The organism is Natronolimnobius sp. AArcel1, assembly GCF_011043775.1.
In the GTDB taxonomy this organism is placed as follows: domain Archaea; phylum Halobacteriota; class Halobacteria; order Halobacteriales; family Natrialbaceae; genus Natronolimnobius.
Genome location: NZ_JAAKXY010000006.1, coordinates 330,610 through 345,450 on the forward strand (window position 1 = coordinate 330,610; position 14,841 = coordinate 345,450).

Here is a 14,841-nt window from a genome sequence, read left to right on the forward strand (position 1 = left end):
TTTTCCCATGGGGAAAACGGTTGCCGCTGGACGATCGAGAATACACTCGAGTCGGTCGCCAATGGCGAGATGAGAAACTGCGAGTGAGAGACGGACGGTCGGTTAGCCGTCCATGCCGCCGAAGGAGAGGCCGCTCTCGACGTAGCGTTGTGCAAAGAAGTAAATCAGCACAACGGGCAGCGCATACAGCATCGAGAACGCGGCGAACTGCCCCCACGGGGTGCCGTACTCCTCTAAGAGGAGGTACAGTCCGACCGAGAGGGGGTATTTGTCCGCCCCGAGCAGGATCTGTGCGAGGATAAACTCGTTCCAGCCCGACAGGAAGACGAAGATCAGGACTGCTGCGAGTCCGGGCTTCGACAGCGGGAGGATAATCTCGCGGAAGATCGTCCGACGCGGCGCTCCGTCCATGATCGCCGCTTCCTCGTAGGACCGCGGAATACTGTCCATGAACGTCTTGAGCAGCCAGGTGTTAAACGGCAGCGCACCCGCCGCATACAGCGCGGCGATCGCGAGGTGGCTGTTCGTAAAGCCAAGCCAGTTAAACACCACGTAGATGGCGATCAGTGCTGCAACGGTGATCCCGCTGCCAACCTGCGTGAGCAGGACGTAGCCATACAGCAGCGGCGTTCGCCCGGCAAAGTCGTGTCGGGAGAAGGCATACGCTGCTGGCACGATCAAGACCATCGAGAAGATGACCGTCGGGATAACGATCTGCAGGCTGTTGGCGAGGTACGAACCGCTGAACGCATACAGGTAGTCAAGCAGTCCGGCCTCACCCTGTGGGTACGAGTCGAAGACGAACGCCGACTCGTAGATAACCCACTCAAATGCCTCGAGACTCCATTCAGTCGGTGAGGCGAAGAAGCCTTCCTCGTAGAGACTCGCTGCGCCGGTTCCGGCGGCAAACGCTGCAGCGATCATCCAGTACACTGGGAACAGGATGATCAGCAGGACCAGGATGGCAAACAGCGTCCCGACAACTGGTGGGGCAATGTCGGTGATGCCGATTTCGCCATCTTTGAGTCCACCGAGCGTTCTGCGAGTCTGTTGGCCGACGCGAATCGGCCATCGGGCAGCGTGAACCGCATCGTCTCGAAGTGATTGTGCGATACTCATTAGTTGTTGATACCCTCCGCAAGTCGCCCTTTCTTGACGTTGAGCCACATGAACATGCCAATGAAGATGAGAGCGATCACCATGATCGCGGCACCTTCACCCATGTTCGGCGGCGCCTGGAACGCCTCCCGGTAGCCGTAGAACAGGATCAATTCGTTCTGTCGGGCCGGCCCACCGTCGTTGAAGATCAGTGGGATGAGGAACTGCTGGAACGATGCCGCAGCAGTCAAGATTGAGGCGAACCACACGGGTCGCTTGATCTGTGGAAGCGTGACGTGATAAAAGCGGTTGAAGAAACCGGCTCCATCCACTTTTGCTGCGTCGTGTAGCTCCTTGTCAACGCCTTGGAGGGCGCTGACAACGATGATCAAAACGAACGGATATGCCATCCAGACTTCCGTCAGCACATACGTCATAAACGCAAGCCAGCGGTTGGCAAACCAGCCAATTGGGGTCGGGTTCTCAACAACGAGTCCCGCGATAGTGATGTACACTTCGTTCGCGACCCCGAATCGGGCCCCGCTAAAGATCGATCGCCAGAGTGTGATCATGAAGATCGGTGGCAATCCAAGCGGAATAATCGCGAGTGCACGCATGTAGCGCTTTCCGCGGACCCACTGATGGGTCAACAACATCGCGAGCGAAACACCGAGGATGATCTTCAACGCCAGACTCGTAAAGACGAACAGCCACGTTACGAGAAACGAGTTCCAGAACTGTCTATCGGAGAGAAGTCCAGCGTAGTTGTCGAACCCAATGAAGGTGTACGTTCCTCGAAGCAGATCTTCCGCGCCGTTTGCATCGGTAAACGAAAGAAAAACGAGATACACCAGTGGAAAGGCCATAAACAGGCCATACCAGGCGATGTTGGGTACGACTAACAGGCCGGGGAGATCATCACGGGTCGGCATCCGCTGGGACAGCCACGTCCCGTCACGTCCTGTTGAAGTGCTCATTCTTGTGCTCTACCAGGAGTTAGAAGATGTCTTCGTCGTCCCACGTTTCACGGATCTCTTCTGCCGCTGCCGTGAAGGCTTCCTCAATGTCTGCATCCTGGGTCAACACCTGTGCAACAGCCTCGTCAGTTGGATCCCAGACGTAATCCATCGCGATGTCGCTTGGCATCGGAATCCCCATCTCGAACGTCTCCGAGAACGGCTCGATCGTCTCGGGCAGTTCGTCGCTTCCGGACAGCTCCTGATGGACTGGGATGTAGCCGTGCTCATCGACGAGCTCGAGGAGGTTGTCCTGGTTCGTCGATACCCATTCCGCGAACGCGATAGCCGCTTCACGTCGCTCTTCGTCCTCGTTCTCGATCGAGAAGTAGTACATGTCCACGCCGGTGTACGGTCGTGGCTCATTGCCCTCGATCGTTGGCAGCGGTGCGATTCCGAGGTCAACCTCAGAGTCCTCGAGGTCTCCAACGCCCCATGGGCCGTTAACCGAAAACGGTGCGTTACCGTTCTGGAACGTACTGAACTGCGGATCGTACTCGCGGTCGTTCGGCGCGTACTCCCAAAGAGAGTCCCGAACGACTTCCATACCTTCCCACACTTCAGGCTGGTCGAGTCCAGTCTCTTCTTCCTCATCGGAGTAGTAGTAGCCACCGAAGGCGTGCGTAACCCACGTGCACATGTACTCGTTGAACTCCATGGTAAAGCCATACTCCCCAGCGGATGGGTCGTGATGCTCTTCCATGATCTCGACCATTTCCTCGAGCGTTTCCGGCGCTTCGTCGACCTTGTTCTGGTCGTACATCAGCGTCGGCACCTCTCCACCAGTTGGGAGTGCGTAGACGCCGCCGTTGTGCGAAATTGCGTCGACGCCAGTGTCGACGAACTCCTCTTCGATGTCAATCTCGAGGTCGTCGCTGACATCGTAGACGAGTTCTCGCTCGACGTGTTCGCCAAGCCAGTCGTGTGCCCAGTCGTACAGTTCGGGACCGTCACCGGCTGGCACAGCGGTATCGATCTGGTCGCCCAGTTCGCTGACCTGCTCGGCCGTGATTTCGAACTCGTCGTCGTTTTCCTCGTTAAACTGGTCGATGAATCCCTCGATCACATCGCGCTCGGAGCCCGTCCGTTCGTGATAGATTTCTGCATCGCCTGAGCTCCCACCGTCGCCGCCCCCACCGAGACAACCGGCCAGTGCTGCACCAACTGCGACTCCAGTCGTACTCTTGAGTACGGTCCGCCGATTAAGTGTCATGTATCAACAGTGCCCTATTGCCACGTTGCTTATTTAATTGTTTGGGTATCCTTTATGATGAGGGTTAGAACCCACCGACTCGCCGTCATCAATGGACGTACACTGCGGTAGTAGGCCGGATCAAGCAAGCGCGTTGGTTCGTTATACTCGAGAGATATGTACAAATTTGTGAGTGGTTTCACGAGTGCGTCACGTAACATATTAACACTAACCGACCTATCGTGGAAACGATGCAACTGCGCGACGCAGTCGATGACTATAAGCGACACGCATCGGCGACGACCCGGTTTCCGGGTGAACGCCGGACGACGGGAGGGCGGTTCTCTGGCGGAAGTGGGCGATTGGTCCACGTCCGACCGAACGGCCGTCTCCGTGACTTTGGCTATCCGCTGACCAGCCTCAACGGGATCGCACGCTCGCGATTCGGCCTCGAGGGGCCCGACGGCGAGATCATCTGGAGTGACTCCTTCGAGAGCGAGCAACACTATCTCGAGGATACGACGGTCGTCCGGACAAGACAGGAGACACCGTTTGGCAGACTCGTACGCGACGATCTGACGATCGGTGACGGCCATCTTACACAGTTCGAACTCGAGTCCGACGGTATCGATTCCGACGAGATTGCACTCGTCACCTCAGTTGGGTTCGCCCCGGACGGCCAGGACGACCGTGTGGGACAGCTTCGGTTCGATAACACCGTGGAACTGTACCACCGAACGGAACACGACTTCCTTGCCAGTGCGACGGGTATCACTGACCTTCATGGCGTTACTCAACCGGACCCCGAAGACGTACTCGAGGATGAGCCGACAGACACGACGGCTGCTCGCGACGGCGATCGATACGAAGAGGCACGTCTCTCGGGAACCGTCGTCACGACGATACCGTTCCAAGACGGCTCCGCTGCGATTGCCACGCTGTTGACTGATAGCGACGCAACCGACCGCGACACAGCGCGAGCAACGCTCGAGGAGTTACTCGCAATTGAATCGACAGCTGATGCCCTTCGAGAGGCTAGCTCGTCCGCGATTCCGAGCGTTCCGACGACCGTTCCCAACCACGAGCAGGTCGCTGCTGACCTGCGCGTACTCTCGTTGCTCTCCGCTGAAAGCGGCCTGCGAATCGCTGGTCCCGATTTCGATCCATACTACTACCACTCCGGCGGCTACGGCTACACCTGGTTCCGCGACGACGCAGAGATTTCGCGCTTCCTGCTCGAGGCAGGCGAGCAACTCGATCTCGACCTCGAGTCGTGGCACCGTCGCTCGGCCGAGATGTACTGTCAGACACAGCGAGCAGATGGCTCGTGGCCACACCGGGTCTGGCCGGTCGACGGCTCGCTCGCACCCGGATGGGCGAATGGCCGCCTCGAGACGGGAGACGGAACGGAGTATCAGGCCGACCAGACGGGCAGCGTGATCGCGTTCCTCGCGATGGTCGCCGACCGCGAGATGGAGATTTCCGGCCTCGAGGACACACTTGAGCCGGCGCTGGCAAGCCTCGATGAAACGCTCGAGGACGACGGCCGGCCGACATGCTGTCAGAACGCTTGGGAGGATACCTCTGGCCGGTTCATCCACACGGCTGCGACGTTCCTCGAAGCCTATACCGCACTGGCAGCGGCTGGTCTCGAGGACGCCTGTTCGGACGAGCGACTCCCCGACGACACGACGCTGTCAGCCCACGCGAGCGCACAGGCTGCTCGAGTGGTCGACGCCATCGACGACCTGTGGCTCCAAGACGACTACTATGCCGTCCGCGAACGTCCCGATGGAACCATTGACGAACGCGTCGATTCTGCGACGCTCGCGCTCGTGAGCGCCCACCGCGCGTATGATTCATTTGCTCGAGCCGAAATGGGCAGCGGTCTCAGCACGCAACGTCTGGACCGCCTCGTCTCACACGTCGACACCTGCCTCGAGCGACTCCGGCACGATCCAGCCGAAAGCGACGTCGACGGGTTGATTCGCTACGAAGGGGATGAGTGGCGCCAGCGCGGGCAGGGCCACGAGAAAATCTGGACGGTCTCGACAGCGTGGGGTGCAAACGCCTGTGCCGAGTTGACGGCACTGCTTCAGGCTCACGATGATCCCCGGGCCGAGCGATTTGCTGCCACGACAGAGGAACTGCTGGACCTGGTCGCACTCGAGGGGCCACTCTGTGCGGAGACGAGTTACCTCCCCGAGCAGTTCTTCGACGACGGAACGCCTGACAGCGCAACACCACTTGGTTGGCCACATGCGCTTCGACTAGCAACGACTGCCCTGCTCGAGGAACAATTGGGTAGCGCTGACAACACGCAGTAGTCCGTCCAACGCGATTCAGACAGACTGCTGTACCGGCTGCTTGGCCCACCCATACTACACTCTTTCGCCACTGCGTCTCTGTCGTCAGTCTGGGAGAAGGAAAGGTCTATATGTTCGTACAATAATGTGCGATCTAATGGCAAACGTTACGCTCGAGAGTCTTCGGAAGGTCTACGACCAGGGAGACATCGTCGCCGTTGACGATCTGTCTCTCGAGATCGAAGACGGTGAGTTCGTGACCGTCGTCGGTCCATCCGGCTGTGGGAAAACGACAACGCTGCGGATGCTCGCCGGCCTCGAGATGTCGTCTGATGGGCGAATCGAAATCGGTGAGGAAGATGTCACTGGCATCTCAGCGAAACAGCGCGACGTGGCGATGGTGTTCCAGAACTACGCGCTGTACCCACACAAGACGGTGTTCGAAAACATGGAGTTCGGCCTCCGGATGAGCACCGACTTGACCGCAGACGAGCGCGAACAACGCGTCGTCGAAACGGCTGAAATGATGGGCATCGAGTCCCTACTCGAGGATAAACCGGACGAACTCTCGGGCGGCCAGAAACAGCGTGTCGCACTCGGTCGGGCAATCGTTCGCGAACCCGACGTGTTCCTGTTCGACGAGCCACTCTCGAATCTCGACGCCAAACTGCGGACGACGATGCGAGCGGAGATCCAGCACCTCCAGAACGAACTCGGCATCACGGCCATCTACGTCACCCACGATCAGGAAGAGGCAATGACGATGGGCGACCGAATCGTCATCCTGAACGACGGTGAACTCCAGCAGGTTGGTGCGCCGAAGTACGTCTACGAAAATCCGATCAACCAGTTTGTCGGCGGCTTCATCGGCAGCCCAAGCATGAACTTCGTCGATGTCGTTGCAACGGCAAACAGTTCGGGTATCTCTCTCGAGTCTGCAGACGGACAGGTACAGTACCAGTTGAGCAACGAGTACGTCGACGCCCTCGAGATGGATCTCGACGAAACACGTCTCACGCTTGGCATCCGACCGGAAAACATCTCACTCAGCGATGCAAAGTCGCGAAACGCCGTCGAAGCCGACGTCGAAGTCGTTGAACTCATCGGCTCGGACAATCACATTCATCTCGATATCGCTGATTCGTTCATCGCTCGTGTCGACTCTGATATCCAGCCCGATGTGGGTGAGACGATTTCGATCACGTTCGACGAAGACCACGTCCATCTGTTCTCCCAGGAGACCGGATACGATATTCTCGCTGACAAGCAAGAACGGAAGAAGGCAACGGCAGCATCACTGTCGTAACGCAACTGCTACGATTCTTTTTGTTGCTCTCACAGGCGGTTGTTCCGCATAGTCACCGCCGATCACGTCGGTAGCCATCCGGCTGCCCGGCATTGAGGTATATTTATAATAGACGAGGATAATCGATACCAACACATGCATTCACTGCCACGACAGCGAGGCGAATCTGTGGCCTCGCTCGAGTGGTGTGAGTTGGGCCCGCAACGGGCGATGACTCACGTCGCATTCGAAACCCGCGCAACCAGCACGACCAACTGATCCAATGTCCGAAATTGTCGATTACGAACTGTACGAGGTACCGCCACGATGGCTCTTCTTGCGTATCGAAACGAGTGACGGCCTAGTCGGCTGGGGTGAACCAGTCGTCGAAGGCCGCGCTGCAACCGTTCGCACGGCCGTCGAAGAGTTGATGGATAACTACCTGATCAGCAAAGACCCATCACGGATCGAAGACCACTGGCAGACAATGTACCGCGGTGGCTTCTATCGCGGCGGTCCAATCCTCATGAGTGCCATCGCCGGCATCGATCAAGCGCTGTGGGACATCAAAGGCAAGCGCTTTGGCGCGCCAATTCACGAACTGCTCGGCGGGCGCGCTCGAGATCGGATTCGCGTCTACCAGTGGATCGGTGGCGACCGACCCTCCGAGGTCGGCGACGCAGCCGCGGAAAAGGTCGACAACGGCTTTACGGCCCTGAAGATGAACGGTACGTCGGAACTTCGCCGCGTTGATAATCCGGCTGCCGTCGAGAACGCTGTCAATCGACTCCGAGAGGTTCGCGAACGTGTCGGCCCCGAAATCGACATCGGCGTCGACTTCCACGGCCGCGTCTCGAAACCGATGGCAAAGCGACTCGCCAAGGCGCTCGAGCCCTACGAGCCCTTCTTCATCGAAGAGCCCGTCCTGCCGGAGCACAACGACGAGCTCGGTGATATTGCCCAGCATACGACGATTCCAATCGCGACGGGTGAACGGATGTACTCCCGCTGGGATTTCAAAGAGATCTTTGAGAGCGGTGCAGTGGACGTGATCCAACCGGATCTTTCGCATGCGGGTGGCATTACAGAGGTCAAAAAGATCGCTGCGATGGCTGAAGCCTACGACGTTGCACTCGCACCACACTGTCCGCTTGGTCCGATCGCACTCGCCTCGTGTGTCCACGTCGACACCATCTCGCCGAACGCGTTGATCCAGGAACAGAGCCTGAACATCCACTACAACGAGACCAGCGACGTCCTCGATTACCTCGAGAACACGGACGTCTTCCAGTACGACGACGGCTACATCGAGGTGCCGACAGATCCGGGTCTCGGGATCGACATCGACGAGGACTACGTCACACAGCAAGCGGAGAAAAACGTCAACTGGCACAATCCAGTCTGGCGCAGCGAAGACGGTAGCGTCGCAGAGTGGTAATCAATGGCTGAACCGCATCGCAACGGCGAAAACGGCGCCGGAAGCGGCGGGCCGACACGACTCGAGAACCAAACGGCAATCATCACTGGCTCAACTCGCGGCATTGGTGCGGGAATTGCCCGCCGATTTGCCAGCGAAGGTGCGAACGTCGTCATTTCCGGACGGAGCGAAGATGCCGGAAGCGCCGTTGCTCGAGAGATTACGAATGCCTCGACACCCGGTGAGGCAACCTTTTTCGAGGCGGATATGCGGGCTCCAGACGAGATCACAGCACTTGTCGACGACACTGCCGACCGGTATGGTGGCATCGACATTCTCGTCAACAACGCGGCTGTCCAGACGGAGACTGGTATCCGCGAGGCGACGCTCGAGGATTGGAATTTCGTCGTCGAAACGGACTTTCGTGGCTACTGGCTGCTCGTGCGCGAAGCAATCGAGTACGTTCCGGACGGCGGCAGTATCATCAACATCTCTTCGAATCACGCGCGGGTGACGGTTCCCGAGACGTTCCCGTACAACGCGGTCAAGGCAGGAATTGATGGGATGACGCGTGCAATGGCGGTCGAACTTGGCCCGCTTGGCATCCGAGCGAACACAATCAATCCTGGCTGGATTGAAGTCGATCGGACGCGTGAAGAACTCGCAGACGGTCGGTACGAGGCAGTCGAAGAGCTTCATCCAGTCGACCGGATCGGACAGCCGGCCGACGTCGCGGGTGTGGCGGCGTTTCTCGCCAGTGACGACGCTGCGTTCGTGACTGGATCGTCGATTCTCGTCGACGGTGGCCGATCGGCCGTCATGCAGGACGAAGACCTGCTCGCGTACAAACAGACCGTCAGATAACCGGCCTGCGACGAGACGAACCGCAGCCTCTTGACCCACATTCTGCGCTCAAGCAAAATAAAATTTGTGAACTACTTGTTCTACACTCTTTTCGGGACGAACTTTCTCAATGAGAAATAAACCCCAACTGATCAAAACTCGAGTCAGATGAGCAGCGTCATCTGGGCGCGGTTTTTCCAATGAGGAAATCATATACAGCGTAGGCGGCACCGGGGCAGAGAATTACATTCGTATGGTTGTAAATATTGGGGCATCTGTGAGCGTTCTGCTACTCTATAGAGCACGTTTTACAGTAGTACCCGCGTATATACCTATTTATCATCCAGATATCTATTTCTTATAAGGAAAATAGTATCGCGCTGGGAGCGGCACAATGAGAAAGGGTATATATGCCGGTGCGAAAATGTCTGTATAGATGTCAACACTGGTCACGTTCGGTGAAACAATGCTTCGCCTGTCGCCGACGGCAGGTGATCGGATCGAAACAGCAACGCAACTGGACTTTCGGACCGCTGGCGCCGAGAGCAACGTCGCGATTGCGGCCTCGAACCTCGGCTGTGAGGCAATCTGGGCGTCCAAACTCCCGGACTCGCCACTCGGCCGGCGCGTTACTCGTGAGGTCCAAAGCCACGGCGTCGAGACACACGTTGCCTGGAGCGAGGAGGGCCGACAGGGTGCATACTACATCGAACAGGGCAGCCAACCGCGCAGCACGGATGTCATCTACGACCGCGCCGATGCCGCGATCACGACCGCAACGCCCGCAGACCTTACCGACGGCCTCGAGTTCGAGTGCGCCGATGCGGTCTACACGAGCGGCATTACGCCTGCACTCTCTGACCAACTCGAGGAGACGACTGCGACGCTGCTCGAGCGCGCGAACGCGGCTGGCGTGACGACCGTCTTCGATCTGAACTACCGCTCGAAGCTCTGGTCGCCAGCTGAGGCAAAGGCGTGCTGTACCAGCCTGCTCGAGTTCGTCGATATCCCGATTATCGCGGCTCGAGACGCACGAACTGTCCTCGAGCTATCCGGCAGCGACGAGGAGATCACCCGTGAGATCGCCGACTCCTACGATGCCGAGATCGTCATCATCACGCAGGGCGAGGATGGGGCACTCGCGCTCGAGGCTGGTGATGGCGACAGCGACGATGGAACCCTGTACGACCAGCCTGCCTATCCCGCAGAGACCGTCGATGCAATTGGGACGGGTGATTCGTTCGTCGGTGGCTTCCTCGCACGCTATCTCGAGGACGACGAGCGGGATGTTGAACGCGCACTCGCGTACGGCTCGGCCACCGCAGCGCTGAAGCGTACGCTCGAGGGCGATTTGGCTGTTGTCACACCCGACGAAGTCGAAGCGGTTATCGACGACGCTGACGGCGGGATTGCGCGGTAAAACCGACTGCGATTATACGGTTTACTGTACGTCAGTTTCGGCGCAACCGCGACCCGGGCGGCGGTTGCGCAGACAAATCGGTACAGCAATCCGTATTTTATTCTGCTCGAGCGTCCTCGACGGCGGCGACGAACTTGCGGGCGGTCGCTTCGACCTGCTCCATGTCGTCGTCAGCGATGGCGTCGTAGTCGACGATGGCGCTGCCAGCACCGACAGCGACGGCACCGGAGTCGAAGAAGTCCTCGACGTTGTCGGGGGAGACGCCGCCGGTCGGCATGATGTCGACATCGCCGAGTGGGCCCTGCAGCGCGCCGATGTGTCCCGGACCGACCGTGGTCGCGGGGAACATCTTGAGCATATCTGCGCCGGCTTCCATCCCGGTGACGGCCTCAGTAGGCGTCATAACGCCGGGAATCGAGACGACGTTCTGTCGGTTACAGGTGCGAATCATCTCGGGGTTGCAATCCGGTGCGAGGACGAACTCAGCGCCCGCGTCGATCACGGACTGTGCGGTCGGGGCGTCGAGAACGGTCCCGGCACCGACGACAGCCTCGGTGTCGGCGAGTTTGCGGTCCACTGCGGCGATTTTCTCGCTCGCGCGTTTGCCGTCGGCTGTGACTTCGATTGCTGTGACGCCGCCTTCGTAAATCGCGCGTGCGACGGGCGCGATCTGTTCCTCGCTGATACCGCGAAGGACTGCCACAACGCCGCTGTCGACGATTCGGTCCTGCACCGCGTTCGTGTTGGCCATACGCATGCTTGGACCATCGCCCCCTTTAACCTAGTGACTTGGAGAGCGGAACTATCACGATTTGTCCACGCTCCGGGAGCGAGCGGCGGATCCGCGTGATTTAAGACGATGCTCTCGTCTTGTGGATATATGTCTCGAGCGCCGACTGCTATCGACTCTCTCTCGGAGTATATCGAGAACCCCGAACGGCTGACAGAGAACACGGAACCGGTGCGTGCGCCGACGATTCCCTACGACTCGGTCGACGCTGCACTCGACGCGAACGAGCACCTGACTGAACTCGAGGCCCGGTGGGACCACTCACCCTATTTCGAACGCCTCGACGGCGAGTGGGACTTCTGTTGGGCAGAACGCCCTGCGGACGTGCCCGCTGCACTCGCCACAGACGAGTGGGACACGATTCCCGTCCCATCGGTCTGGCAACTCCATGGCTACGACCGTCCGATCTACCGCAATCACGCGCTCACGTGGGAGCGACTGCCGGAAGTCGACCCGCTGCCGGAGGCCCCCGACGTTCCCGAGACGTTCAACCCAGTTGGCACCTACCGGCGCTCGGTGAGCGTTCCGGACAACTGGACTGACGATCAACCAACCTACCTGCACTTCGAGGGCGTCAAATCCGCCTTTTTCGTCTGGATCGACGGCGAGTACGTCGGCTACGATCAGGGCTCGATGTCGCCCTCGGAGTTCGACGTCTCCGAACACCTCTCACCCGGATCCGAGCACGAACTGATGGTCCAGGTCGTACGCTTTTCGGATGGCAGCTACCTCGAGACACAAGATATGATCCGCTTCAGCGGAATCTTCCGCAGCGTCTACCTGTACGCGACGCCACCCGCACACGTTCAGGATTACGACCTCCGAACGGATCTCGACGCCGGCTACGACGCGGCGACGCTCTCGCTCGAGGCCGACGTACACGGCACGGATCGACTAGACGGGGACGAGGCAACCCTCGTCGCTCACGTGTTCGACGCTGCGGACGACCCCGTTACGTCGGTCGAGACCGGCCTCGAGTCAGCCACCGAGGCGACGGCTGGACTCGAGACGACGATTAACGCGCCTGAGCTGTGGTCTGCCGAGGACCCGACGCTGTACACGCTCGTCCTCGAATTGCAAGATGAGGGGGGCGAAACACTCGAGGCAATCTCGCATCGCTTCGGCGTTCGTGAGTACGAAATCGTCGACGGCGTTTTGCAAGTCAACGGCGAGCCAGTCACGATTCGGGGCGTCAACCGCCACGATCACGATCCCGACGGCGGCCGCACGGTGCCGTTCGAGCGCGCACTCGAGGATCTGCGGCTGATGAAGCAGAACAATATCAACGCGATCCGGACGGCCCACTACCCCCACGACCTCTCGGTGTACGCGCTCGCCGACGAACTGGGCCTGTACGTCTTCGACGAGGCGAACGTCGAGACGCACTTCGACCTCGAGTTCGTCCACAAACACCCCGAGTTTCACGAGTCGTTCCTCGAGCGATTCCGCCGGATGGTCGATCATCACAAGAATATCACGAGCATCGTTGCCTGGAGTACGAGCAACGAGGCTGGGACGGGCGAGCCACACGCGGCGATGGCTGAGTACGCCCATGAGGTCGACGGCACTCGGTTCGTCTTCCATCAGGGCGATGGCGACGCGCCCTACGCGCAGTTCCACGAGTCGATGACCGGCACTGCGCCGTTTACCGATATCTCGGGGCCGCGATACCCAGTTCCGGACACCATCGCCCAGTTCAGCGCCGTCGACGACCGGCCGATGATCATGGGCGAGTACGCCCACGCGTTCTGTAACAGCCTCGGCCATCAGGAGGCCTACTGGGACCTCGTCGACCGAATCGACAGCCTGCAGGGGGGCTTCATCTGGGAGTGGGCCAATCAAACGCTGAACGCAGATGTCGTCGCTGACGCCGACGAGGAAACGGACCTCTGGTTCGGCGACGACGCATTCCTGCTCGATGGCATCGTCTTCTCTGATCTCTCCCCACAGCCCGTCCTCGAGCAGGTCAAGTGGACTCACCAACCCTTTGCCGTCGAGCCAATCGTCCCCGAAACAGGTGTCGTGACGATCACGAACAGCCACGATTTCACGAACCTCAGCGAGCTTGAGGCCGTCTGGGAACTCACCGTCGATGGCGAGGTGCTCGAGGAGGGGACGCTCGAACTCGACGTGCCGGCTGGCCACACGAGCGGGGCAATTGTCCCGTTCGAAACGCCGGACGTCGCGCCCGGCCAGCAGTGTTACGCGACCATTCGACTCCGGCTACCAGCCGACACGGACTGGGCAGAAGCGGGCCACGAAATCGGTTTTGAACAGTTTGAGGTGCCCGTCGACACTGACCCTGCGCCCGCTGTTAGGTCGGGCAAGGACGAGGGTGACCTCGAGGTGGAGTCTACCGACGACGAGATTACGTTCCGCGGCGACGGCTTCACGTACACGTTCGACACCGCCAGCGGCCAGTTCAGCGAACTCGCCGTCGACGGCCACCCGGTGGCAACTGGCGGTCCGCAGGTTGACGCGTTCCGCGCGCCGGTGCCAAACGAGGGTCGCATCCAGAGTTCGACTGAATGGGGCTACGAAAACCAGACCGAGTGGGAGTCGCTGGGGCTGGACGACACCCGCCATGAGGTGTCCGATCTGACACTCGAGCAGCCAGCAGCTGACCACGCCCACCTCGTGGTCGAGACGGCTGTGCAGAACCCGGACGACGAGACGCTGTTCGAGGTCACAACCACGTACGATGTCCACGCGAGCGGGGACATCGTCCTCACGACCGATATCGAGCCGACGGCGTTCCTCCGCGACTCGCTCGAGTCGTGGCTGCCGCGGCTCGGAATCGACTTCGAGCTGCCGTCGTCGGTGACCGACCTCGAGTGGGTCGGCCGTGGGCCACACGAGACGTATCCGGACCGCTCGGCAAGTGGCGAAATTGGGCGCTACAGCGGGTCGATTGCGGACCAGACCGTCCCGTATCGTGTGCCACAGACGAACGGGAATAAGACGGATGTCTCCTGGGCGAGCCTCACCGGGCCACAGTCGGGACTGCTCGTCTTCGGCGACGAGTCGTTCACCCTCCGAACGGATATTTACGAGAATCTGGCGACAGCCGACTCGCCGGCGGATCTCGAGCCACGGGATGGCACGCGACTTTCCATCGACGCGGCCGTATCGGGTGTTGGCGGAACACCCGTGAAACCGCTCGCCGAGTACCGAGTCGAGCCTGCGCCGACGACGTTCACGGTGGCACTGCGCCCGTACGAACTAGCCGCTGTCGATCCTGCAGAACTGGCTCGCCGAACCTTCCTTGAGAAGTAGCGTCTAAACCATCTGTTTTCTGACTGTATTGTGGGTGTACTCGAGTACGGACTCGAGTAAACGTCTGAACGTCCTGTTTAACCGTATTGGCCGTCAGGTGGGACATGTGCCATAAAGGATAATATGCCCTGGAAGTGTATCCGAGTATGGACAAACGGATTCGAGGACTCGTTCCCACAGTGGTGCGGGAACGATATG

The 14,841-nt window shown here is 59.5% G+C and carries 10 protein-coding genes; 6 read left to right on the top strand and 4 right to left on the bottom strand.

Translation table 11 applies throughout. The annotated features are described in order from the left end of the window. Nucleotides 1-102: 102 nt before the first annotated feature. From G6M89_RS19310 to G6M89_RS19320, 3 genes are read right to left on the bottom strand one after another with little or no spacing between them, the layout of a single operon-like run. Nucleotides 103-1,119: a sugar ABC transporter permease gene (locus tag G6M89_RS19310; RefSeq protein ID WP_165163530.1), complete on the bottom strand. Its 1,017-nt coding sequence runs from the start codon at nt 1,117-1,119 to the stop codon at nt 103-105. Then, nucleotides 1,119-2,075, bottom strand: coding sequence for a carbohydrate ABC transporter permease (locus G6M89_RS19315; protein ID WP_165163531.1), 957 nt, complete (start codon nt 2,073-2,075; stop codon nt 1,119-1,121). The genes G6M89_RS19310 and G6M89_RS19315 overlap by 1 nt, the downstream gene beginning before the upstream one ends. A gap of 19 nt (nt 2,076-2,094) precedes the next feature. Beyond that, the gene (locus G6M89_RS19320) at nt 2,095-3,327 is read right to left on the bottom strand and encodes an extracellular solute-binding protein (RefSeq protein ID WP_165163532.1); all 1,233 of its coding nucleotides are present in this window, start codon (nt 3,325-3,327) and stop codon (nt 2,095-2,097) included. A gap of 230 nt (nt 3,328-3,557) precedes the next feature. Here G6M89_RS19320 and G6M89_RS19325 point away from each other — a divergent pair, with 230 nt between their 5' ends. From G6M89_RS19325 to kdgK1, 5 genes are all read left to right on the top strand, one after another. Further along, on the top strand, nt 3,558-5,633 hold the full coding sequence (locus G6M89_RS19325) for a glycoside hydrolase family 15 protein (RefSeq protein WP_165163533.1): 2,076 nt from the start codon (nt 3,558-3,560) through the stop codon (nt 5,631-5,633). Between the two features lie 136 nt (nt 5,634-5,769). Beyond that, entirely contained in the window at nt 5,770-6,918 is a 1,149-nt protein-coding gene (locus tag G6M89_RS19330) for an ABC transporter ATP-binding protein (RefSeq protein ID WP_165163534.1), read from the top strand. 262 nt (nt 6,919-7,180) lie between these two features. Continuing rightward, complete coding sequence (gene dgoD / locus G6M89_RS19335) at nt 7,181-8,335, top strand: galactonate dehydratase (protein ID WP_165163535.1); 1,155 nt, start codon at nt 7,181-7,183, stop codon at nt 8,333-8,335. A 3-nt stretch (nt 8,336-8,338) separates the two neighbouring features. Continuing rightward, nucleotides 8,339-9,178, top strand: a complete 840-nt coding sequence (locus G6M89_RS19340; protein ID WP_165163536.1) for an SDR family NAD(P)-dependent oxidoreductase — start codon at nt 8,339-8,341, stop codon at nt 9,176-9,178. Between the two features lie 415 nt (nt 9,179-9,593). Continuing rightward, nucleotides 9,594-10,577 carry a bifunctional 2-dehydro-3-deoxygluconokinase/2-dehydro-3-deoxygalactonokinase gene (gene kdgK1, locus G6M89_RS19345; protein WP_165163537.1) on the top strand — a complete coding sequence of 328 codons (984 nt, stop codon included), beginning with the start codon at nt 9,594-9,596 and terminating at the stop codon, nt 10,575-10,577. A 97-nt stretch (nt 10,578-10,674) separates the two neighbouring features. Here the strand turns inward: kdgK1 and G6M89_RS19350 are convergent, their stop codons facing one another. Beyond that, complete coding sequence (locus tag G6M89_RS19350) at nt 10,675-11,328, bottom strand: bifunctional 4-hydroxy-2-oxoglutarate aldolase/2-dehydro-3-deoxy-phosphogluconate aldolase (RefSeq protein ID WP_165163538.1); 654 nt, start codon at nt 11,326-11,328, stop codon at nt 10,675-10,677. A 129-nt stretch (nt 11,329-11,457) separates the two neighbouring features. Between G6M89_RS19350 and G6M89_RS19355 the strand changes: the two genes are divergently transcribed. Further along, nucleotides 11,458-14,643 (top strand): glycoside hydrolase family 2 TIM barrel-domain containing protein, encoded by a 3,186-nt coding sequence (locus tag G6M89_RS19355; RefSeq protein ID WP_165163539.1) that lies wholly within the window; start codon nt 11,458-11,460, stop codon nt 14,641-14,643. Nucleotides 14,644-14,841 lie beyond the last annotated feature (198 nt).